Source organism: Streptomyces dysideae, assembly GCF_001514305.1.
Classification (GTDB): Bacteria; Actinomycetota; Actinomycetes; order Streptomycetales; family Streptomycetaceae; genus Streptomyces; species Streptomyces dysideae.
The window spans coordinates 185,451-207,279 of record NZ_KQ949086.1; the positions used below are offsets into that span (position 1 = coordinate 185,451).

The following is a 21,829-nucleotide window of genomic DNA, read 5'->3' on the forward strand; positions in this document are numbered from 1 at the left end:
TCAACTCCCGTACAGAAGAGGGCAACTGGAGGCCTGCCGGGACAGGTGACGGCCCTGGGAGGGGCGGGTGGCGCAGGTCGGCCGAATGGCGATCGTGTGACAGGGGCGGCCATGGACATGCTGGGGGCACAGGGAGTCAATAGGCTCCGAACAGACTTCTTGCCCCCACGACTTGGAGCTTTCGTGCACCGCAGAATCATGGCGCCGGGCGCACTGGCGGCGGCCTCGCTGATGCTGGCGATCCCGGCATCGGCCGCGAGCCACTCCCCCGGCGCTCCGGGCATCGGCGATCCCTATTACCCGGCCTACGGCAACGGCGGATACGACGTCTCCCACTACGACCTGCGGCTGAAGTACCAGCCGGCCACGGACACGCTGGAGGGGACGGCGGCCCTGCTCGCCCGCACCACGCAGGACCTGTCCCGGTTCAATCTGGACTTTCTGCTGGACGTCGGCGAGGTGCGGGTCAACGGCGCGAAGGCGTCGTTCGCGACCTCGGGCGAGCACGAGCTGGAGATCACGCCGAAGACACCGCTGGCCAAGGGCACGGACGTCACCGTCGTGGTCCGCTACAGCGGGGTGCCGTCGTCGAAGCAGGCATACGGGTTCACCAGCTGGCACCGCACTCCGGACGGCGGCGTCGGGGCCAACGAGCCCGAGGCGGCCTGGTGGTGGTTCCCCAGCAACGACCATCCGCTCGACAAGGCCACCTACGACGTGTCCGTGCAGGTGCCCGACGGCACGCAGGCCATCTCCAACGGCACGCTGCAGTCGACGAGTTCACGCGCCGGCTGGACCCGCTTCAACTGGCGGTCCAACAAGCCGCAGGCCACCTATCTCGCCACGCTCGCGGTCGGGAAGTTCGACATCACGACCGGCACCACCGAGAGCGGTATTCCGGTCCTCAACGCCTACAGCAAGGACCTGGGCGACAACGCGGGGGCGGCGCGGGCGAGCATCGAGCGGACCGGGGAGGTCGCCGACTGGCTGGCCGAGTACTACGGGCCGTATCCCTACAACGCGCTCGGCGGGTACGTGCCGAACACCACCACCGGGTACGCGCTGGAGACGCAGACCCGGCCCTTCTACAGCCCGCGGCAGTTCGCCAACGGCTCGAACGTGTCCGTCGTCGTCCATGAGCTGGCCCACCAGTGGTACGGCGACCTGGTGTCCGTCGCCGGGTGGAAGGACATCTGGATCAACGAGGGCTTCGCGCGGTACGCGCAGTGGCTGTGGTCGGAGCACGAGGGCGAGGGGACGGCGCAGGAGATCGCCGACCACGTGTACGCCTCGCGTCCCGCCGACGACCCGTTCTGGGCGGTGAAGCCCGGGGATCCCGGCCCGGAGAACCAGTTCCACATCGCCGTCTACGACCGGGGCGCACTGACCCTCCAGGCGCTGCGGAACGAGATCGGGGACGACGCGTTCTTCGCGATCCTCAAGGGCTGGCCGCAGAAGTTCGCGCACGGCAACGCGACGGTCGCCGACTTCCAGAAGTACGCCGAGGAGGTGTCCGGGCAGTCGCTGGGCACGCTGTTCGACACCTGGCTGTTCCAGCCGTCGAAGCCGACGGCTCCGGCGGCCCGGGCGGCGTCGATCGCGAAGGTGGCGGTGGCTCCCGCACAGCCGAAGTCGTGGAAGAAGATCGCTGCGACGAACAACGTGCATGAGCAGGAACACGAGCACTGAGTAGCGGGTGGGTGGCCCAGCGACTCCCTTGGGCCACCTAGTGTGTGCCGGTCACCGGCTCCAACTCGGCCGCCCTGGCCAGGAGTTCGCCCCGGCCTATCGCCTCAGCCTGCGTCGACGGCACCGTACAGGCGTACGCGCCCGCCACCGCGCCGTACAGGGCACACCGGTGCGGTGGCTCGCCGCTGAGACGGCCGAAGAGGAACCCGGCCGCGAAGGCGTCGCCCGCGCCGTTGGAGTCCACCACGGGCGCTGGTGGCGTCACCGCCGGTACGCGGATCAGCTCGCCGTCGGCCAGCAGAAACGCGCCCTCGGCCCCGGCCGTGGCGACGACCACCTCGGCCCGGCCTCGCTCGGCGATGCGGCGCATCGTGCGCTCGGGGTCGGTCAGGGCGGTCGTGGAGAGGAAGACAACGTCCGCCGTGTAGGCGAACGGCTCGTGGTACGGGTTCTCGCCGTCCCAGTTGTGCAGGTCGGTCGAGAGGGTCACGCCGGTCTCGCGCAGGATCGGCAGCGCGTGGGCGCACGGGTGGGTGATGGAGACATGGGCGTGGCGGCTCACCCCGGCAAGGGTCCGGACCGTGGCCTCTGGCAGACGGTCGTCCGCGTACGCGCGGCTGGTGTCGTACAGGGACAGACGCCGTCCGTCAGGCCCGACCAGGTTGACCGCGCGCTTGGTGCCGGCGGGCTGCGGTACGGCCGTGAGCGCGATGCCCCGGTCGTGGTGCAGGGCGCGGACCAGGTCGCCCTCGGGGTCGTCGCCGAGCACGTCGAGGTGGTGGATGCGCAGGCCGAGGGCGCTCAGCGCCAGGGCCACGAAGTCGCCGGTCTGGCCGGCTCGGGTGCGGATCCCGGAGTCGATCATGTAGCTGTCGGCGTACGGCAGCGGCAGCTCCGGCACGTACACGATGGTGTCGACGCCCGCGCCGCCCAGCACGAGCACGTCGTTGTCGCTGCTCGGCTCCGGCACGTCCCCCGGTCGCGGTCCTGGTCGGCTCAACTCCGCCCCTCCCCATGGTCATGGACCGTGACGGCGATGCCCCGCTTCACGAGCCGCTCGACGATGAGCGGCTCGACTTGCGACCACTTGCCGCCGGCCAGCCCGCAGCCTATCCGCGGCAGGTGCACGGACGCGCCGAGCTCGGCCGCCTTGTCCGCCACCTTCTCCAGCGCCGAGTCGATCGCCTCGTAGCGAACAGGGACGCCCTCGCTGCCCGTCCGGATCCCGCGCTGCCCGACCATGTTGGCCACCCACACATACGGATCAACCTGCACGAACTGGACCGCGCCCAGCCCGAAGTCGTTCGACGCGCGGTGCCGGTGCCAGGCGCGGAACGCCGCCTCCGGCTCCGGCCAGCGGCGCGACAGCGCCAGGACGAATCCCTTTCCCCATCCCCCGATGTCGTTGCAGACATGGGCGATCACCTTGACGCCCTTCACCGACGGAACGGTGGCGTCACCCCGGACATACTTGATCTCCGACATGACGCCACCGTAGGCGCTGCCACTGACAGTGGCCCTGACCTGCTACTTCCGAGCATGGTGGTCGGGGTGCCCAGGAGGTTTCACACAATTGATGAGACAGCGATACTGCTGCACATGACGACCGACACCGGAACCGACACCGGGGAGCCGACCCTCACGATCGACGAGCTGGCCGCGCGGGCGGGCGTGACGGTCCGCACGGTGCGGTTCTACGGCACCAAAGGGCTGCTGCCCCCGCCGGTGATCGGTCCGCGGAGAGTGGGGCACTACGGGCGGGAGCACCTGGCCCGGCTGGCGCTCATCGAGGAACTCCAGCAGCAGGGCATGACGCTGGCGGCCATCGACCGGTACGTGCAGCAGCTGCCGCCGGACCTGAGCGCCCACGATCTCGCGATCCACCGGGCCGTGGTCGCCTCCTGGGCGCCGGACGCCGTGGAAACGGTGACCCGGGCGGAGCTGGACCGGCGGGCGGGGCGGACGCTGAGCGACGAGGACGTGGAGCGGCTCGCCGCGATGAACGTGGTGGCGGTCGAGGACGGTTCCTGCCGTGTCGACCTCGGTCTGCTGCGGCTGGGCGTGGCGCTGCTGGACGTACCGCTGTCGCAGGAGGCGATCCTGGCGTCGCGGAAGGTCCTGATCGAGCACTCGCGCGCGGCGGCCCACGAGCTGTCGCGGCTGTTCCGCGGCGAGGTGTCGGAACGCGCCACGCAGGACGTGAAGTCGCTGTCCGCGCACATGCAACCCCTGGTCGTGCAGGCTCTGTTGACGACCTTTCAGCGGTCGCTGAGGGAGGAGCTGCGCGAGTGGCTGGAGGGCACGTCGAAGGAGGACGGATCGTCAGAGGAAGGCGGATCCGTCTGACCCATCGAGCGTCTGCCCGGTCAGGAAGCAGCTCCACTCGTGGTTCGCGCGCGGGTGACAAGGTGTGGGTACCTGTGAGTGCTCAGCAGCGCGGAACCGGCTTGCTGGATGTGGCCCTTGGCGGTGTGGGCGGGCACGCGTTCGCGCAGGAGTTCGGCGAGGCGGTGCAGGGACGGGCCGAGGGCTCCGACCAGGCCCGCGTCGGCGGGAAAGTTACGGCCGATCTCATCGGGGTCGGAGTCGAGTTGGGCGACGGTGAGGCCGGGCGGGAGTGCGGGGCCGGGGCTGTAGTGGTGCGGGGTGAAGGCGTGCGCGCCGGCGATCACGACCATGTCGTACGAGGAGAGCGCGGCGCGGATCGCGTCGTGGCGGGGCGGGGCGGCAGCATCCCGGCGTACAGGGGATGCGTGGCCGGGAGGTTCAGGCAGTCGGCCATCGGCTGATGGTGGACGGTCGCACCGCAGGTCTCCGCCGTACGCGCCAGGGCCGGGAGGGCGCCCTCGCGGCCCACGCCGTCACCGGCGACGATCGCGGGACGGGCGGCGTCGCCGAGCAGGACGGCGGCCCGCTCCAGGCCGGCGAACAGGTCCATGGGGACGGACTGGAACACCGGCCCGGCGGGCGGCCGTACGGCCAGGGCGAAGGCGCGGCGCAGGGCGAGCGGCAGGTCGCGGGCGTGCTGGACGTCGTAGGCAGCCTTCACCGCGGGGCGGCCAGGCCGACGAGGTCGCCCGAGAGCATGGGGTCCTGCTGGAGGTGCCGTCGGTCCTGCTGGCCGGCCGTCACCACGAGCGGAGTGCGGGAGCGACGGGCGTTGAGCAGGCCGATCAGGCCGTTGGCGAGCCCAGCGGCGATGTGCAGGCTGGCGAAGGCGGGGCGGCCGGTGCCGCGGGCGTAGCCGTCGGCCATGAAGACGACGGCGCCCTCGTGGACGCCGAGGACCCACTCGGGGGCGTCGTCCGCCTTCGGCAGCGCGGCCAGGAACGGCAGTCCCCACGAGGTGCCCCCTATGGGAACCCGTCCCGCGCTCGCCGTCCTGGACATCCTGCGCGGCGAGGGCGTGGACCGGATCTTCGGCAACCCCGGCACCACCGACCGCTGAGCGATACGTCAGCGTGCGTCGCTGAAGGTCTCCCCCTTCTCCGCCTTCTCCACCAGCAGCGCCGGCGGCGTGAACCGCTCCCCATAGCGCTCGGCGAGTTCACGCGCGCGTGTCACGAAGCCGGTGAGGCCGCCGTCGTAGCCGTTGACGTACTGCAGCACGCCACCCGTCCAGCCAGGGAAGCCGATCCCGAAGATGGAGCCGATGTTGGCGTCGGCGACCGAAGTCAGGACGCCCTCCTCCAGGAGCCTGACCGTGTCGAGGGCCTCGGAGAAGAGCATGCGTTCCTGCATGTCTTCGAAAGGCACAGTCCTGAAGGGGATGTCGGCGCCTTCTCGGGTGAAGTGCTCCCGCAGGCCCGGCCACAGGCCCGTCCGCTTGCCGTCTTCCCCGTACTCGTAGAAGCCGGCTCCCCCGCTACGGCCTGTCCGGCCGAACTCGTCGACCATGCGGTCGATCACCGCCTCCGCCGGGTGCGTCGCCCAGGTGCCGCCCGCCTCCTCGACGGCCCGCCTGCTCTCGTTGCGGATCTTCCGCGGCAGCGTGAGCGTCAGCTCGTCCATCAGGGACAGCACCTTGGCCGGGTAGCCCGCCTGTGCCGCCGCCTGCTCGACCGACGCGGGCTCGATGCCCTCGCCGACCATCGCCACGCCCTCGTTGATGAAGTGCCCGATGACCCGGGACGTGAAGAAGCCGCGCGAGTCGTTGACGACGATCGGCGTCTTCCTGATCTGCCGGACCAGGTCGAAGGCGCGTGCGAGGGCCGCCTCGCCCGTCCGCTCGCCCTTGATGATCTCGACGAGCGGCATCTTGTCGACCGGCGAGAAGAAGTGCAGTCCGATGAAGTCGGCCTGGCGTTCGACGCCTTCGGCCAGCGCGGTGATCGGCAGCGTCGACGTGTTGGAGCACAGCAGCGCGTCCGGCGCGACGACGTGCTGGATCTCCTGGAACACCTTGTGCTTGAGCGCCGGGTCCTCGAACACGGCCTCGATGACGGCGTCGCAGCCCGCCACGTCCTGCGGGTCGGCCGTCGGCGTGATGCGGGCGAGCAGCGCGTCCGCCTTCTCCTGGGTGGTACGGCCCCGGGAGACGGCCTTGGCGCACAGCTTCTCGGAGTAGCTCCTGCCCTTCTGGGCGGCCTCCGGCGACACGTCCTTGAGGACGACGTCGATGCCCGCGCGGGCGCACGAGTAGGCGATGCCCGCGCCCATCATCCCGGCGCCGAGGACGGCGACCTTGCGGACCTTGCGGGGTTCGATGCCCTTGGGGCGGCTGGCACCGGAGTTGACGGCCTGGAGGTCGAAGAAGAAGGCCTGGATCATGTTCTTGGACGTCTGGCCGGCTGCCAGCTCCACGAAGTACCGCGCCTCGATGACCTGCGCGGTCTCGAAGTCGACCTGGGAGCCCTCGACGGCGGCGGCGAGGATGTTGCGCGGGGCCGGGTAGGGGGCGCCGCCCGTCTGCTTGCGCAGGTTGGCCGGGAAGGCGGGCAGGTTCGCCGCGAACTTGGGGTTGGCGGGCGTACCGCCCGGGATGCGGTAGCCCGGCTTGTCCCAGGGCTGCTGCGAGGCGGGGTTGGCCTCGATGAAGGCGCGGGCCTTGGCGAGCATCTCCTCCTGGGTGGCGGCCACTTCGTGGACGAGGCCGTTCTGCTGGGCGCGCCGCGGGTTGTGCTGGGTGCCCTGCAGCAGCACCTTGAGGAGGGCGTCCGCGATCCCCAGGAGACGGACGGTGCGAACGACGCCGCCTCCGCCCGGCAGCAGGCCGAGGGTGACCTCGGGGCAGCCGATCTTCGAGCCGGGCGCGTCGAGGGCGATGCGGTGGTGGCAGGCCAGGGCGATCTCGTAACCGCCGCCCAGGGCGGCGCCGTTCATCGCCGCGACGACGGGCTTGCCGAGGGTCTCGATGCGGCGCAGGTGACGCTTGATCGCCATGCCGCCGTCGAACAGCTCCTGGGCGGTGTCGGGCGTGACGCGGATCAGGTCGCGCAGGTCGCCGCCCGCGAAGAAGGTCTTCTTGGCCGAGGTGATGATGACGCCCCGGATGGTGTCCTTCTCGGCCTCCAGGCGGTCGGTGACCACGGCGAGGGAGTCGCGGAACGCCTGGTTCATCGTGTTGGCGGACTGATCGGGGTCGTCGAGGACGAGGGTGACGACGCCGGTGCGGTCCTGTTCCCAGCGGATGCTGGTGCTCTGTGTCATGAGGGGGGTCTCCGTAGAAGTCTCGTGAAAGCCGCTGGGGTTCAGATGCGCTCGACGATCGTGGCGATGCCCATGCCGCCGCCGACGCAGAGGGTCGCGAGGCCGTACCGCTTGTCCTGGCGCTCCAGTTCGTCGACGAGCGTGCCGAGGATCATCGCGCCGGTCGCGCCGAGCGGGTGACCGAGGGCGATGGCGCCTCCGTTGACGTTGACCTTGTCGAGGGACAGGCCCATGTCCCGCGCGAAACGCAGGACGACCGCGGCGAAGGCCTCGTTGATCTCGACGAGGTCGATGTCGTCGATGGTCAGCCCGGCCTTGGCGAGGGCCTTGCGGGTGGCGGGGGCAGGACCGGTCAGCATGATCGTCGGCTCGGAACCGGACACCGCGGCGGCGACGATCCGCGCGCGGGGCGTGAGCCCGTAGCGCTCGCCGACCTCCCCGGAGCCGATCGCGACCAGCGAGGCGCCGTCCACGATGCCGGAGGAGTTGCCCGCGTGGTGGACGTGGTCGATCTTCTCGACCCAGTGGTACTTCTGCAGCGCGACGGCGTCGAAGCCGCCCAGGTCGCCGATGTCCGCGAAGGACGGCTTCAGCTTGGCCAGCGAATCCGCTGTCGTGCCGGGGCGCATGTGCTCGTCGTGGTCGAGGACGACCAGGCCGCTGCGGTCCTTCACCGGCACGAGGGACCGCTCGAAGCGGCCCTCCTTCCAGGCGGTGGCCGCCCGCTCCTGCGAGAGGGCCGCGTACTCGTCGACGTCGCGCCGCGAGAATCCCTCGATGGTGGCGATGAGGTCGGCGCCGATGCCCTGCGGTACGAAGTTCACGGCGAGGTTGGTCATCGGGTCGTTGAACCAGGCGCCGCCGTCCGAGGCCATCGGCACCCGGGACATGGACTCGACGCCGCCCGCGAGGACGAGGTCCTCCCAGCCCGAACGCACCTTGGCGGCGGCCATGTTGACGGCCTCCAGGCCCGACGCACAGAAGCGGTTCTCCTGTACGCCGGCGACCGTGTCCGGGAGTCCGGCGGCGACGGCGGCGATGCGGGCGATGTCGGAGCCCTGGTCGCCGACCGGGCCGACGACGCCGAGCACGATGTCGTCGACGGCCGCCGGGTCCAGGCCCGGGAAGCGGTCGCGGAGCTCGTGGATGAGTCCTACGACCAGGTCGATGGGCTTCGTGCCGTGCAGGGCGCCGTTCGCCTTGCCGCGGCCGCGCGGGGTGCGGATCGCGTCGTACACGTACGCTTCGGTGCTCACAGGAAAGCCTTTCGGGGTGAGGGTCAGCCCAGCAGGGAACGGCCGATGATCTCCTTCATGATCTCGGTGGTCCCGCCGTAGATGGTCTGGATACGGCCGTCGGTGAAGGCCCGGGCGACCGGGTACTCGGTCATGTAGCCGTAGCCGCCGTGCAGTTGGAGGCAGCGGTCGGCGACCCGCTTCTGCAGCTCGGTCGCCCACCACTTCGCCATCGAGGCGTGCACGGCGTCGAGTTCGCCCGCTCCGTCTTCTCCGTGGGCCTCGATACAGCGGTCGACGAAGGTCCGGGTCACAGCGCACTCCGTGGCCATCTCGGCCACCTCGAACCGGATGTGCTGCTTGGTCGCCAGGGGCCGCCCGAAGGCCTCACGCTCCTTGACGTACTCCGTGGTGATCTCCAGCATGTGTTCGGCGGCGGCGATCGCGGAGACGGCGATGCTCAGGCGTTCCTGGGCGAGGTTCGTCATCAGGTGGACGAAGGCGCCGTTGAGCTCGCCGAGCAGGTTCTCCTTGGGCACATGGACGTCGTGGAAGAACAACTCGGCCGTGTCCTGCGCCTTCTGGCCGATCTTGTCGAGGTTGCGGCCGCGCTCGAAGCCGTCCATGCCGCGTTCGACGACGAGGAGGGACAGCCCGTGCGCGCCGCCCTCCGGGGTCGTCTTCGCGACCACGATCACCAGGTCGGCGAGGATGCCGTTCGAGATGAACGTCTTGGAGCCGTTGAGCACCCAGTGGTCGCCCCGGTCCTCGGCGTGCGTGCGGATGCCCTGGAGGTCGGATCCGGCGCCGGGCTCCGTCATCGCGATGGCGGTGATCAGCGTGCCGTCGCAGAAGCCGGGCAGCCAGCGGCGCTTCTGCTCCTCGGTGGCGAGGCCGGTGAGGTAGGGGCCGATGATGTCGTTGTGCAGGCCGAGGGCGAGTCCCGGGGCGCCCGCGCGCGTGAACTCCTCGGCCAGGACGGCGCTGTAGCGGAAGTCGGAGGTGCCGCCGCCCCCGAACTCCTCGGGCACGGCGAGCCCGAGGAGGCCCTGCTTGCCCGCGGCCCGCCAGGCCTCGCGGGAGACGATGCCGTCCTTCTCCCACTGCGCGTAGTACGGCAGCACCTCCTTGGCCAGGAAGCTGCGCACGGTCTCGCGGAACGCGTCGTGCTCGGGAGCGAAGATCCGCCGCTTCATTCGAGGCCTTTCAGGAGGTCGGGTACGCCCCAGTCGCGGGCCACGTCCGCGGTGTCGGCGCCGGGCTGGGCGGGGCCGGTGCGTACGGCGGTGGGGGTCGCGGAGAAGCGGGGCGCGGGGGCGGGCTGGGTGACGCCGCCGTGGTCGGTGAAGGTGCCGCGGGCGGCGAGGTGCGGGTGCTGCGGGGCCTCGCGCAGCGACAGGACGGGCGCCACGCACGCGTCGGAGCCCTCGAAGACGGCCGTCCACTGGTCCCGGGTGCGGGACTTGAAGCGGGCGGCGACGGCCTCGCGCAGGTCGCCCCAGCGGGTCCAGTCCTTGCGGGCCTCGGCGTACTCCTTCAGGTCGAGCAGGTCCAGGAACTCGGCGTAGAACCGGGGTTCGAGGGCGCCGACCGCCATGTGCTTCCCGTCGGCGGTCTCGTAGGTGCCGTAGTAGGGGCAGCCGCCGTCGAGGAGGTTGGCGCCGCGCCGGTCCTGCCAGCCGCCGGCGGCGAGCATGCCGTGGATCATCGAGGCGAGGTGGGAGGTGCCGTCGACGATCGCGGCGTCGACGACCTGGCCGGTGCCGGTGGCGCGGGCGTGGTGGAGGGCGGCGAGGACACCGACGACGAGGTAGAGGGAGCCGCCCGCGTAGTCGCCGAGCAGGTTGGCGGGGGCGGGCGGCGGCTCGTCCGGGGCGCCGATCATGCCGAGGGTGCCGGTGAGCGCGATGTACGCGATGTCGTGCCCGGCGCGGTGCGCGAGGGGGCCCTCTTGCCCCCAGCCGGTCATACGGCCGTACACGAGCTTCGGGTTGCGGGCGTGGCAGGCCTCGGGGCCGATGCCGAGGCGCTCGGCGACACCGGGGCGCAGGCCCTCTACGAGGATGTCGGCGTGCGCGGCGAGGTCGAGTACGCGCGCGTGGCCGTCGGGCGACTTCAGGTCGATGATCACCGAGCGCTTGTTGCGGTTGGTGATGTCGTACTCGGGGTCGATCGCGAGTCCGGGGCCGCCGGGGCGGTCCACGCGGACGACGTCGGCGCCCAGGTCGGCGAGGAGCATGGCGGCGAACGGGCCCGGCCCGATCCCGGCCAGCTCGACCACGCGCACGCCGGTGAGCGGGCCCTGCCCTGGCGTCGTTGCCATCCAGCCCCCTGAGGGTGTGACACACCTGATGTAACACTGGCGATGCTAGGAACGCGCTCCCCTCAGCACAAGACCTGGGTGAGCAAGCGCTCAGCCAATTTCGGGGCGGCTCAGCTCCGGGCGGCTCAGCTCGCGTCCAGCTCCGCTGTGAGCCGCTTTGGTGCGATCGTGCGGTAGCTCTCCTCGACCCAGTCGCACAGCAGCTCCGCGGCCGGGGCGCCCTTCTGCTCCAGCGGGATGCTGACCCAGCCGGCCTTGCCCAGGCCGTATCCGGCGGGCTCGGCGCCGGGGCAGGTCAGGGCGTGGGCGTGCGCCGACTCGTCCCTGAGCTTCACCGTGATGCCCAGCGGAAAGCTGCCGTCGTCGGCGCCGAGGAAGACGAACACCTTCTTGTTGACCTTCGCGACGGTCTCGCCCCACGGGAACTCCTCGGCGGCGCCCGGCAGCGCGAGGGCGAACTCACGCACTTTCTCCCACTTCTTCAGGCCGCTCCTGGCCACAACCATCTGCATACCTCCGGGCTCGTCGTCGGGCTCCGCACTCCTCACGCTAGCCTCGGCCACCGACAACGGCGCGTGCTGCGGGACCGAGGGGTGTCATGAGCAGGCTGAATGGGACGGACCGTCCGTACGACATCGTGCTCTTCGGAGCGACGGGGTTCGTCGGAACGCTCACCGCGGAGTATCTCGCCGCGCACGCGCCCGAGGGGCTGCGGTGGGCGGTCGCGGGCCGCGGCAAGGAGAAGCTGGAGCGGCTGCGGGAGGGACTGCCCGGGGGCGCGGAGATCGGCGTGCTCGAGGCGGACGTGTCCGATCCGGCCTCGGTGCGCCGGCTCGCCGAGCACGCGCGCGTGGTGGCCACCGCGGTGGGCCCCTATGTCACGTACGGCGAGGACCTCGTCGCCGCCTGCGCGGACACCGGGGCCGACTATCTCGACCTCTCCGGTGAGCCGGAGTTCGTGGATCTGACGTACGTCCGGCACGACGCACGCGCGCGTGAGACCGGTGCGCGGCTGGTGCACGCCTGCGGGTTCGACTCGGTGCCGCACGACCTGGGCGCCTACTTCACGGTCCAGCAGCTGCCCGAGGGTGTGCCGCTGGCCGTGGAGGGGTTCGTGACCGCGGACGCGACGCTCTCGGGCGGTACGTTCGCGTCGGCGCTCAACCAGTTCTCGCGCGGGCGCCAGATGCTGGCCGCGGCACGTGACCGTGCCCGGCACGAGCCCAGGCTGGTGGGCCGCAGGGCACTCGCACCCACCGGTGCGCCCCGGTTCGCGCGTGAGATCGGCGCGTGGGCGGTGCCGTTGCCGACGATCGATCCGCAGATCGTCCGCCGGTCCGCGCGGGCCCTGGAGCGCTACGGCCCCGACTTCCGCTACCGCCACTACGCGGCCGTACGGCATCTGCCCGTCGCGGTGGGCGGGGTCGCCGCCGTGGGCGGGCTCTTCGCGGCGGCCCAACTGCCGCCCGCGCGGCGCTGGTTGTCCGACCGGCTCAAGCCCGGGGACGGGCCGGGCCCGGAGAAGCGCGCGAAGAGCTGGTTCTCGGTCCGCTTCGTCGGCGAGGGCGGTGGCCGACGGGTGTTCACCGAGGTCGCGGGCGGTGATCCCGGGTACGGCGAGACGGCGAAGATGTTCGCCGAGTCGGCGCTGTCCCTGGCCCTGGACGAGCTGCCGCCGACGGCCGGTCAGGTCACCACGGCCGTGGCGATGGGCGACGCGCTGATCGGGCGGCTGCGCCGGGCGGGGATCACCTTCCGGGTGGCCGCCACGCGGTGAGGCCTCAGATCGGCCACTCGGCGACGGTGTAGATCATCCCGGCGACCCAGGCGAGCGCCGCGAGCGTGGCGAGGATCAGTGCGGCCGTCACGGCGCGCTCGACGGGGCGGTTGGCGTCGGCGAGGGGCTTCGGGGAGCGGTGCGTCGTCATGGAGCACAGCCTGCCGATCGGGGCGGGGCGCCCACATCCGTACAGGTACTCAGACGACGTACTCAGTCGGCCGGTCGGACACCTCCGGCGCGCCTCGTCAGGGCGCGCCGCCGGATCCGTCCGCCGGCCAGCCCCCGAGTGCGTGAGCGATCCGGTCCCGGGCGGCGGGGTCCTGGGAGACGGCGGCGAGACGGACGGCGAGAGGGCCGATCTGCCAGCCCGCGTGATGGTCGAAGAACGGTGGTGGCCCTGACTCGTTGTGGGCGAGTTTGCCGACCAGCTCGGCCAGCCGCAGCAGCAGCCGTTGCTCCTCCGTGGGCTGCTCCCAGGCCGTGTGCCCTCGCCCGCGGACCAGCTCGAACACGTCGCGTCCCCGGCTCCACCGGTCGCGGTCGCCGGCCAGTTCCAGCGCGGCCTCGATCTCCGGTGTCCGGCCCACGTCCTCCGCCGCCGCTGCGAGCACCCGGCCCGCCCAGGTCACGGGAACGGGCTGCCGCTCGAACAGGGAACGTCCCCAGCTCCGTTCAGGGTCCGCGGCCGCCATCTCGGCCAGCGGGCTCCTCGCGCGCGTCGCCTCCTTCAGTGCCTGCCGGCACAGCGCGTCCGCGCGGCGGGTCGTCTCCGGGAGGCGGTAGTCGGGGGTCAGCGCGAGGGTGTGGGCGCAGGCGTTGGCCAGGCTCACCCGGTGGCCCACGGACACGAACACGGGCTTGACGGCCTCCCTCGTGCGCAGGGCACGGCCGACCTCCTCGGGGCCGGCGAGGAGCGGGGACGCACTGCCGCGCGCGGCGTCCGGGGCGTCGTACGTGAACGTGAACGGGTTCTTGGCCACGCCGATCGTCGGCAACCCGGTGAGGACGCCGAGGTGGCTCGCCAGGCCGAAGCGACGCGGGTGGGCGAGGCCGTAGCCGTCGCAGACCACCAGGCCGGGCGGGCAGGGCAGCGCGTCGAGGGCGGCCAGGACGGTCGGGATCTCACGGAAGGCGAGCAGGCCGGGGACGTACGGGAAGGAGATCCGCCCGACGGCCGTGGACTCGGCGACCACGTCGAGGGTCGCCGCGTCCAGGACGACGGCCGCCGCGGCGACGACGTCCCGCTCGTCGTCGTAGGCCACGTCGACACCGGTGACATGCCCCGAGCCGGGCGGCGGGCCCGGCTCGTCCAGCACCACCCGCTCCCGCAGTTCGTCCTGGACGGCGCGGGCCTCTTCCTCGGTCGCGGGCCAGCCCGCGGGGATACGTACGGTCGTCATGATGGGTCGAGCGTACGGGCGCCGACGGCAGGCTCGCGATCATGTTCGCCTGCGGCGTCACTTGCCGCCCAGCGCCCGCTTCAGCTCACTCTTGTTCATGTCCGAACGGCCCTGGATGTTGCGGCGCTTGGCCTCCTCGTAGAGCTGGTCGTAGGTGGGGCCCTGGGAGCCCTTGCCCGACCGTTGGCCGCCCCGCTTGCCGGACGACATGTCCTCGGTGGAGGTGCGGCTGGCCCGCTCGGACTCGCCGGACCGGGCGCGTTCCTTGTTCACCGTCCGGGCGGCGATCTCCTCGGCGCGCTTCTTGCTCTCGCCCCTCTCCTGCGCGCTCTCCTTGATGTGCTCGTACTGCCGTTCCCGCTTGGGGCTCGAACCGCGTGGCATGTGGGATCACTCCTCTCGCACTCGGCGACCGGGTACCCACATTCCGCCGTCAGCTCTCCAGACGGGCGACCCGTCCCTGCTCCCCCGCGGCCCAGCAGCCCAGGCCGGCAGTGCAGTCCACGGTGTCGTACGAGCCCGGGTCGACCGTCCGCCAGGTGCGGCCGGCGTCCGTCGTCAGGTCGGTGCCGGTGGGGCCGACGGCGAGGGCGGCGGTGCGGGTGTGCGGGAGCCAGGCGACGCCGGAGCGGTAGGCGGGCGGGGGCGTGGCGGCCGACTGCCAGGTGCGGCCGCCTTCGGACGTTCGTGCGCCGGCCCGAGGTGACGGCTGGTCCGCGCGGTAGTCGCCGCCGACCGCCAGGCCGTGCGTACGGTCGCGGAAGGCGAGCGCGAAGACGCCGCGGGCCGGGTCGCCCGCCGGGACGGGCGTGTCGGTGGCCGTCCAGGTCAGGCCGCGGTCGGCCGAGTGCAGCACACACGCGCGCGTGCGGCGCCGGCGGTGGCCAGCCAGACGTCCTTCGGCCCGGAGCTCACCAGGCACTGCCCGCTCGCGGCGAACCCGGCCTCGCCCTCCAGCGCCGGCGGCATCCCGTCGTCCGGCAGCACCTTCCAGGACCGCCCGCCGTCGCTCGTCGACAGGATGCGGAACCTCCCGTCCACCGGGTCGCTCATCGCGAGGCCGTGGCGGCGGTCGAAGAAGGTCATGCAGTCGTAGAAGGCCTGTGCGTCGGTGTTGCGGAAGGACTCGGTCCAGGTCGCCCCGCCGTCGTCGGTGCGGTAGACGCGGGACGCCTCGCCCTCCCCGATGGCCAGCACCACGGCCCGCCGCGCATCGAACGCCTCGACGTCCCGGAACTGGAGCTCACCGGCCCCCGGCGGCGAGACGTTCCGCCAGCTCACGCCGCCGTCCGTGGTGCGCAGGACGGTGCCCTTCGTACCGGCCAGCCAGGCGGTGTTCCGGCTGACGGCCGACAGCCCGCGGAACCGCACGTCGGCCGTACCCGTCTCCTTCAGTGCCCAGTGCTTGTCGTTCAGTGCCCCGTGCTCCGGCTGCTGCCCCGCCTGCGCCGGTACGGCCGTCAGTGCGGCCAGTGCCGCCCCGCACACCACCCCCGCGGCCGGCCTCCGAAACGTACGTCCCGTCCGTCGCGTGCTCCCCAAGCGCCTCATGGCGGGCGAAGCTGGTGCCCCGGCAGGCAACGTTCGCCCGTCAAGGAGCGGCGTCCGGTGCGTGCTCTCGGCGTGCCGGGTACAAGCCCTCGTACTGGACGTACCTGGGTTTGTGCCCGGTGCGGCGAGTGGGGGCACCTCCCACGCCCTTAAGGCAGTGGGGGAGCGTGCCGGGCGTCGCGACGGGGCGAATGTCGCCTGTTGGGGCACTAGCCCACCGCCCCGGCGCCGTCCAGACGCACACGATCGCCATAACTGGCCGAAAAGTAACGGAAGGAGAGCCCCATCACTCCTGTGCATGAAGGCGGTGACAGAGGTCACTCGGCATTCCTGTGCACGGATTGGCCGATTCCGTCGTCTCTTCCAGTACCCGGCCTCATCCGCCCGGAAGTCCGTCCAGCCGTCACAAGGGAGCAGGCGTTGTCCATCGTCATCGAGCAGCCCGTCGAGGCCCGTCTCGTCGCCGCCGCGCCGCGGATGCCCAGCATCCCCGCGACCCTGCACTACGACCGGCGCGACCCGTTCGCCGTCCGCATGACCTTCCCGGCCCCGGCCACGCTGGAGGGCGTGGAGGTCTGCTGGACCTTCAGCCGCGAGCTCCTCACCGCCGGTCTGACCGACCCCGAGGGCCACGGCGACGTACGGGTGCGGCCCTACGGCTACGACCGCACCGTCCTGGAGTTCCACGCCCCCGAGGGCACCGCCGTCGTCCACGTCCGCAGCGGCGAGATACGCCGGTTCCTGGACGCCACGAACGAGCTGGTGCCGGTCGGGTTGGAGCATCTCCAGCTGGACCTGGACCATGACCTGGCGGAGCTCATGCGGGATGCCTGCTGAGCGCTCCGTCGGCAGCAGGGTGAGGTCCTTTTAATTACGTTGACGCCCCTCCAGCCCCTTCCTAGAGTGTACAGCGGTTCTGTTGCCGTTGATGGGAGAAGGACGTTGCTCGTCTGAGGTCCTGAGACACCGCGTCACACACCACAGGTGTGTGCGCTGTGTGCGACCTCGGTGTTCGAGCCGTCCTCCAGAGCCGGGTCGCCGGTGTCTCGATACGCGTTTGCCCCTGATCGTTTCGAGCAACCGCGGAGGCACGCATGCCTACTTCCATCACGTGTACGTCCCTCTCCTACGCCTGGCCCGACGGCACCCCCGTCTTCGAGGGCCTCGACGCCGCCTTCGGCTCCGACAGGACCGGTCTGGTCGGCGTCAACGGATCAGGAAAATCAACCCTTTTGAAGCTCATCGCCGGTGAACTCAGCCCGGCCGACGGCGCCGTGCGCGTCGCGGGCGAGGTCGGGTATCTGCCGCAGAACGTCACACTCGACACCGCGCTCAGGGTCGACGAGGCGCTCGGCATCGCCGCGAAGCGGGTCGCGCTGCACGCCATCGAGGCGGGCGACGTGGCCGAGGAGCACTTCGAGACCGTCGGCGACGACTGGGACGTGGAGGAGCGCGCGCTCGCCACCCTCGGCGAACTCGGGCTCGGCCACATAGAGTTGGACCGCACCATCGGCGAGGTCTCGGGCGGCGAGTCGGTGCTCCTGCGCCTGGCCGCGCTGCTGCTGAGCCGGCCGGACGTCCTGCTCCTCGACGAGCCGACCAACAACCTCGACCTGTACGCCCGCCGACGGCTGTACGAGGCCGTCGCGTCCTGGCCGGGGGTGATGGTCGTGGTCAGCCACGACCGTGAACTCCTCGAACTGGTCGACCAGATCGCCGATCTGCGTTCCGGCGGGATCACCTGGTACGGCGGCAACTTCTCGGCGTACGAGGAGGCCCTCACCACCGAACAGGAGGCGGCGGAGCGGATGGTGCGGGTCGCCGAGGCCGACCTGAAGAAGCAGAAGCGTGAACTGGTCGACGCCCAGGTCAAGTTGGCTCGTCGTAAGCGGTACGGCCAGAAGATGTGGGACCAGAAGCGCGAGCCGAAGATCGTCATGGGGGCGCGCAAGCGTGAGGCCCAGGTCTCCGCGGGCAAGCACCGGATCATGCACGAGGAGAAGCTCACCGAGGCCAAGGAGCGGCTCGACGAGGCGGTGGAGGCCGTACGGGACGACGACGAGATCCGCGTCGACCTGCCGTACACGGCCGTACCACCGGGCCGTACCGTGCTCACGCTCCAGGACCTGGAGCCGGCGTACGGGGCACGGGTGGCGGGCGGTTTCGACCTGCGCGGTCCGGAGCGGATCGCGCTGATCGGGCGGAACGGCGCGGGCAAGACGACACTGCTGCGGACGATCGCCGGGGAGCTGGAGCCGGTGTCGGGCGAGGCGACGGCGCATGTCCCGCTGCGGTTCCTGCCGCAGCGTCTTGACGTCCTCGACGGGGAGCGGTCCGTCGCCGAGAACGTGGCCCGGTTCGCGCCGGGAGCCACCAACAACCGGATCCGGGCCCGGCTGGCCCGCTTCCTGTTCCGGGGCGCCCGCGCCGACCAGAAGGCGGCGACCCTGTCCGGCGGCGAACGCTTCCGCGCGGCGCTGGCCGCGCTGATGCTGGCCGAGCCCGCGCCGCAGCTGCTGATGCTGGACGAGCCGACGAACAACCTCGACATGGCGAGCGTGCGGCAGCTCACCACGGCTCTGGAGTCGTACGAGGGGGCGCTGATCGTGGCCAGCCACGACGTGCCGTTCCTGAAGTCCATCGGGATCACGCGCTGGCTGATGGTGGAGGAGGGAGAGCTCAGGGAAACCACGTCAGAAGCTGTCGGGTATCCGGCCTAGCCTCGGGTGCACGCCCGAGGCCGCGGGAGCTCCTCGACGCCCCGGGCTCGTGCACGGCGGACCATCTCAGGAGGGCCACAGCATGACCACGAGGGTTTTGTCCGCGCGGGCCCGCCCTGCATGATGGCGAACCGGCGTCGCATCATGGACGCCGGAAGCCACCGCCGATACGGAGACCGGACGTGCCCAGCAAGAAGGCCCTCATCCGCCGCCCCAGCCCGCGCCTCGCCGAGGGGCTGGTGACGCACATCGAGCGGGAGAAGGTCGACGTCGACCGCGCGGTCGAGCAGTGGGAGGCGTACGCGGAGGCCCTGCGCACGCACGGCTGGGAGACGATCGAGGTGGACCCGGCCGACGACTGCCCCGACTCTGTGTTCGTCGAGGACGCGGTCGTCATGTACAAGAACGTCGCGCTGATCACCCGGTCCGGTGCCGAGTCCCGGCGCGACGAGACGCCGGGGGTCGAGGAGGCGGTGGCCTCGCTGGGCTGCTCGGTGAACTGGATCTGGGAGCCGGGGACCCTGGACGGCGGCGATGTGCTGAAGGTCGGCGACACGGTCTACGTCGGCCGCGGCGGCCGCACCAACGCGGCCGGCGTCCAGCAGCTGCGGGCCGCCTTCGAGCCGCTCGGGGCGCGGATCGTGGCCGTACCGGTGAGCAAGGTGCTGCATCTGAAGTCGGCGATCACGGCGCTGCCCGACGGGACGATCCTCGGCCGCATCCCGCAGCTGGACGCGCCGTCGCTGTTCCCGCGCTTCCTGCCGGTGCCGGAGGAGTCCGGGGCGCATGTGGTACTGCTGGGCGGCGAGAAACTGCTGCTGGCGGCGAGCGCGCCCAAGACCGCGGATCTGCTGGCCGATCTCGGGTACGAGCCGGTCGTGGTGGACATCAGCGAGTTCGAGAAGCTCGAGGGCTGTGTGACATGTCTCTCGGTCCGGATGCGGGACTTGTACGCGTGACCGAGTGAACGGATCATCGTCCAGCCCTGGGACCTGCGGTTCCGGGGCTGCTCGGTATGTCCGGGAAATCCCCGCGAAACACGGTCTGATCAGCGATCTTTACGACACCCTTAACCTACGGCTTCGTAACCTACGGTTTCGTAGCCTACGATTCCGTAAGTTAACTTCACCGCTCGCCGGTCACTACCGCTCGTGTCACGTCCCCCTGGAGATCCTGTGACGATCACGTCCTCTCACCTCGGCAGCCCGTCCACCGACTGGACCGACGCCCGCCTGCTGTACGCACTGGAGGAAGTGGTCGAAAAGGAACTCAACCGGCATCTGAAGGTCACCAAGGACTGGATGCCGCACGAGTACGTGCCATGGGGCGACGGCCGCAACTTCCCCGGCTTCTTCGAGGACGGCGAGGCCTGGGAGAAGGAGCAGTCCAAGGTCACCGAGATCGGCCGGATCGCCCTGGTCGTCAACCTGCTGACCGAGGACAACCTGCCCAGCTACCACCACGAGATCGCCTCGCTCTTCGGCCGTGACGGCGCCTGGGGTACCTGGGTGCACCGCTGGACCGCCGAGGAGGGCCGGCACGGCATCGTGATGCGTGACTACCTCCTCACCTCGCGCGCGGTGGACCCGGACAAGCTGGAGCAGTTCCGGATGGCTCACATGAGCGAGGGCTTCGAGTCGGACAACCGGCACTCGATGCTGCACTCGGTGGCCTACGTCGCCTTCCAGGAGCTGGCGACCCGCGTCTCGCACCGCAACACCGGCCACCAGTCCGGGGACCCGGTCTGCGACCGCATGCTGGCCCGCATCGCGACCGACGAGAACCTGCACATGGTCTTCTACCGGAACCTGCTGAAGGCGGCCTTCGACCTCGCGCCCGACCTGACGATGCAGGCGGTGCGCGACGTGATCGTGAACTTCCGTATGCCCGGGCACGGCATGCCCGGCTTCGAGCGGGCCGCCGCGCAGATGGCGATCGGCGAGATCTACAACATGCGCATCCACCACGACGACGTCATCCAGCCCGTCCTGCGCTTCCTGAAGGTCCTGGACATCGACGGCCTCGGCCCGGAGGGTCTGAAGGCGCAGGAGGAGCTCGGTCTGTACATGGGCGGCCTGGACGCGGAGGCCTCGAAGTTCGACGAGAAGCTGGCGGCGCGCAAGGCGCGGATGGCGGCGCGCGCCGGAGGCTGACACTCCGGCCTGTTGTAGCGGTCTACGGCCCTCCCCTGCGGCGCAACGGTGCCCGCAGGGGGTCGGGGACTGCTCTTGAGTGAGTGTCCAGGGGCACGGTGCCGCTCCCGTGGGCGGCGTCGGGAAAGCTGACTTGGAGCGGCAGGTCTCCCGGCTGACGGAGCGGGCCGCGAAGGCCGGTCACCGTGTGGTGCGCGTGGAGTCGGAGATCGGCTCCGGGATGAACGGCTCCGGGACGAAGTCTCGCCGTCTGCTGGCCGATCCACAGGTGACTTGCGTGGTGGAGCAGAGGACCGGCTCGGCAGGATGAACACGCGGTCCGTGTCGGCGGACGGGCGGGAGCTCGCCGTCACCGGGCAGGATGTGCAAGTCCCGGCCGGGACACGGCGGTTCAGCGTGACGTACGCCTGAGCTCCAGCCGTTCCTTCTCAGACAGGCCGCCCCAGACGCCGAAGCGCTCGTCGTTGGTGAGGGCGTACTCGAGACAGGCGGGGCGCATCTCGCACATACCGCAGATGCGCTTCGCCTCACGCACCGAACTCCCGGGCTCGGGAAAGAAGAAGTCCGCTCCGGTCTGTGCGCACAGCGCCTGGGCCTGCCAGGCCGGGGCGGCCGGCGTGATCGTTTCGATGTGCATGAGTGTGATGGTGCCGGGCCGCGAAAAACGTTCGATCAACGCGGGATCAACGCCGTACCGGCGGGCCTCCGGCCGCCCCGATGCTGCCCCGCCGCGCGCCCGTTCGCACGGCGGCGCGCGGCACGGCCGCCGGATTCTCCCGGCGGCCGCGGATGACGGCGGTCACCTCTGCGGCGGCGCGCTCCTGATCACCGCGAAGCGTGCGCCGTAGGGGTCCTCCAGCTTGGCGATACGGCCGACTCCCTCGATGTCGGTGGCGGGCATACGGACCTTGCCGCCCCCGTGCCTGCGCGGTGCCGACCGCCGTGTCGGTGTCGTCGACCTCGAAGTACGGCAGCCAGTAAGGGCCGGAGCCGGCCTCCGTGGGGTCGTCGGCCAGGGGCACCAGGCCGCCGAACATGGCGTCCTCGTCCGTCCCGGCCGGATTGACGCAGGTGTAGACGCCGTCTGGGAAGGGCATGGCCGAGGTCTCCCAGCCGAACACGGAGTGGTGGAAGGCGGCGGCCCGGGCGATGTCCGCGGTGTACAGCTCGGCCCAGCACAGCGAGCCGGGGTCGCCCACCAGGTCGACGCCCTTGAGCCGGGCCGGCTGCCAGATCCCGAAGGGCACGCCCGCGTGGTCGACTCCCCGACGACCAGCGCGCCGAGCTGCACCGACTCCTGCGGCGGCTGCGGGAGGACGGCTGGGCCGG

General features: G+C 71.1%; 20 protein-coding genes and 3 pseudogenes. 7 read left to right on the forward strand and 16 right to left on the reverse strand.

The window, feature by feature from the left end:
• The first annotated feature begins 183 nt into the window (after nt 1-183).
• Entirely contained in the window at nt 184-1,689 is a 1,506-nt protein-coding gene (locus AQJ91_RS20715) for a M1 family metallopeptidase (RefSeq protein ID WP_199847976.1), read from the forward strand.
• Nucleotides 1,690-1,726: 37 nt separating this feature from the next.
• On the opposite strand, the gene AQJ91_RS20720 is transcribed toward AQJ91_RS20715, so the two are convergent.
• Nucleotides 1,727-2,659 carry an adenosine kinase gene (locus AQJ91_RS20720; RefSeq protein ID WP_067023657.1) on the reverse strand — a complete coding sequence of 311 codons (933 nt, stop codon included), beginning with the start codon at nt 2,657-2,659 and terminating at the stop codon, nt 1,727-1,729.
• Nucleotides 2,660-2,685: 26 nt separating this feature from the next.
• Nucleotides 2,686-3,174, reverse strand: coding sequence for a macro domain-containing protein (locus AQJ91_RS20725; protein ID WP_067023660.1), 489 nt, complete (start codon nt 3,172-3,174; stop codon nt 2,686-2,688).
• A gap of 114 nt (nt 3,175-3,288) precedes the next feature.
• Between AQJ91_RS20725 and AQJ91_RS20730 the strand changes: the two genes are divergently transcribed.
• Nucleotides 3,289-4,035: a MerR family transcriptional regulator gene (locus AQJ91_RS20730; protein WP_067023664.1), complete on the forward strand. Its 747-nt coding sequence runs from the start codon at nt 3,289-3,291 to the stop codon at nt 4,033-4,035.
• A gap of 20 nt (nt 4,036-4,055) precedes the next feature.
• On the opposite strand, the gene AQJ91_RS58300 is transcribed toward AQJ91_RS20730, so the two are convergent.
• The 8 genes from AQJ91_RS58300 to AQJ91_RS20760 all read right to left on the reverse strand — a co-directional run bounded on the left by AQJ91_RS58300 (nt 4,056) and on the right by AQJ91_RS20760 (nt 11,402).
• Entirely contained in the window at nt 4,056-4,367 is a 312-nt protein-coding gene (locus AQJ91_RS58300) for a hypothetical protein (RefSeq protein WP_407696883.1), read from the reverse strand.
• Nucleotides 4,358-4,738, reverse strand: a complete 381-nt coding sequence (locus AQJ91_RS58305; protein WP_407696884.1) for a hypothetical protein — start codon at nt 4,736-4,738, stop codon at nt 4,358-4,360. Before AQJ91_RS58305 ends, AQJ91_RS58300 begins: the two co-directional genes overlap by 10 nt.
• On the reverse strand, nt 4,735-5,079 hold the full coding sequence (locus tag AQJ91_RS58310) for a thiamine pyrophosphate-binding protein (protein WP_407696885.1): 345 nt from the start codon (nt 5,077-5,079) through the stop codon (nt 4,735-4,737). Before AQJ91_RS58310 ends, AQJ91_RS58305 begins: the two co-directional genes overlap by 4 nt.
• A gap of 66 nt (nt 5,080-5,145) precedes the next feature.
• Nucleotides 5,146-7,338, reverse strand: coding sequence for a 3-hydroxyacyl-CoA dehydrogenase NAD-binding domain-containing protein (locus AQJ91_RS20740; protein ID WP_067023667.1), 2,193 nt, complete (start codon nt 7,336-7,338; stop codon nt 5,146-5,148).
• Nucleotides 7,339-7,379: 41 nt separating this feature from the next.
• On the reverse strand, nt 7,380-8,594 hold the full coding sequence (locus tag AQJ91_RS20745; RefSeq protein WP_067023670.1) for an acetyl-CoA C-acetyltransferase: 1,215 nt from the start codon (nt 8,592-8,594) through the stop codon (nt 7,380-7,382).
• Between the two features lie 23 nt (nt 8,595-8,617).
• Complete coding sequence (locus AQJ91_RS20750) at nt 8,618-9,769, reverse strand: acyl-CoA dehydrogenase family protein (RefSeq protein ID WP_067023673.1); 1,152 nt, start codon at nt 9,767-9,769, stop codon at nt 8,618-8,620.
• Nucleotides 9,766-10,896 (reverse strand): CaiB/BaiF CoA transferase family protein, encoded by a 1,131-nt coding sequence (locus AQJ91_RS20755; protein WP_079085080.1) that lies wholly within the window; start codon nt 10,894-10,896, stop codon nt 9,766-9,768. Before AQJ91_RS20755 ends, AQJ91_RS20750 begins: the two co-directional genes overlap by 4 nt.
• Before the next feature lie 125 nt (nt 10,897-11,021).
• The gene (locus AQJ91_RS20760; protein ID WP_067023826.1) at nt 11,022-11,402 is read right to left on the reverse strand and encodes an MmcQ/YjbR family DNA-binding protein; all 381 of its coding nucleotides are present in this window, start codon (nt 11,400-11,402) and stop codon (nt 11,022-11,024) included.
• Between the two features lie 92 nt (nt 11,403-11,494).
• Between AQJ91_RS20760 and AQJ91_RS20765 the strand changes: the two genes are divergently transcribed.
• Nucleotides 11,495-12,673 carry a saccharopine dehydrogenase family protein gene (locus tag AQJ91_RS20765; protein WP_067023676.1) on the forward strand — a complete coding sequence of 393 codons (1,179 nt, stop codon included), beginning with the start codon at nt 11,495-11,497 and terminating at the stop codon, nt 12,671-12,673.
• A 4-nt stretch (nt 12,674-12,677) separates the two neighbouring features.
• Here AQJ91_RS20765 and mmpA read toward each other — a convergent pair whose 3' ends face one another.
• The 4 genes and pseudogenes from mmpA to AQJ91_RS20780 all read right to left on the reverse strand — a co-directional run bounded on the left by mmpA (nt 12,678) and on the right by AQJ91_RS20780 (nt 15,627).
• Entirely contained in the window at nt 12,678-12,824 is a 147-nt protein-coding gene (mmpA, locus tag AQJ91_RS54480) for a morphogenic membrane protein MmpA (RefSeq protein ID WP_199847977.1), read from the reverse strand.
• Between the two features lie 568 nt (nt 12,825-13,392).
• Nucleotides 13,393-14,076 (reverse strand): annotated as a pseudogene (locus AQJ91_RS20770) (endonuclease V); the annotation flags it as partial.
• 57 nt (nt 14,077-14,133) lie between these two features.
• Nucleotides 14,134-14,460 (reverse strand): plasmid stabilization protein, encoded by a 327-nt coding sequence (locus AQJ91_RS20775; RefSeq protein ID WP_067023679.1) that lies wholly within the window; start codon nt 14,458-14,460, stop codon nt 14,134-14,136.
• Between the two features lie 49 nt (nt 14,461-14,509).
• Nucleotides 14,510-15,627, reverse strand: a pseudogene (locus AQJ91_RS20780) (WD40/YVTN/BNR-like repeat-containing protein).
• 420 nt (nt 15,628-16,047) lie between these two features.
• On the opposite strand from AQJ91_RS20780, the gene ssgD reads away from it, so the two are divergent.
• The 4 genes from ssgD (at nt 16,048) to AQJ91_RS20800 (ending at nt 20,500) form a co-directional block, all read left to right on the forward strand.
• Nucleotides 16,048-16,464 carry a spore wall synthesis regulator SsgD gene (gene ssgD, locus AQJ91_RS20785; RefSeq protein ID WP_067023682.1) on the forward strand — a complete coding sequence of 139 codons (417 nt, stop codon included), beginning with the start codon at nt 16,048-16,050 and terminating at the stop codon, nt 16,462-16,464.
• 257 nt (nt 16,465-16,721) lie between these two features.
• The gene (locus tag AQJ91_RS20790) at nt 16,722-18,347 is read left to right on the forward strand and encodes an ABC-F family ATP-binding cassette domain-containing protein (protein ID WP_067023685.1); all 1,626 of its coding nucleotides are present in this window, start codon (nt 16,722-16,724) and stop codon (nt 18,345-18,347) included.
• 182 nt (nt 18,348-18,529) lie between these two features.
• Entirely contained in the window at nt 18,530-19,306 is a 777-nt protein-coding gene (gene ddaH, locus AQJ91_RS20795) for a dimethylargininase (protein WP_067023688.1), read from the forward strand.
• Between the two features lie 216 nt (nt 19,307-19,522).
• The gene (locus tag AQJ91_RS20800; RefSeq protein ID WP_067023692.1) at nt 19,523-20,500 is read left to right on the forward strand and encodes an acyl-ACP desaturase; all 978 of its coding nucleotides are present in this window, start codon (nt 19,523-19,525) and stop codon (nt 20,498-20,500) included.
• A gap of 391 nt (nt 20,501-20,891) precedes the next feature.
• Here AQJ91_RS20800 and AQJ91_RS20805 read toward each other — a convergent pair whose 3' ends face one another.
• The gene (locus tag AQJ91_RS20805; protein ID WP_199847978.1) at nt 20,892-21,137 is read right to left on the reverse strand and encodes a WhiB family transcriptional regulator; all 246 of its coding nucleotides are present in this window, start codon (nt 21,135-21,137) and stop codon (nt 20,892-20,894) included.
• 162 nt (nt 21,138-21,299) lie between these two features.
• Nucleotides 21,300-21,759 (reverse strand): annotated as a pseudogene (locus AQJ91_RS20810) (VOC family protein); the annotation flags it as partial.
• Nucleotides 21,760-21,829 lie beyond the last annotated feature (70 nt).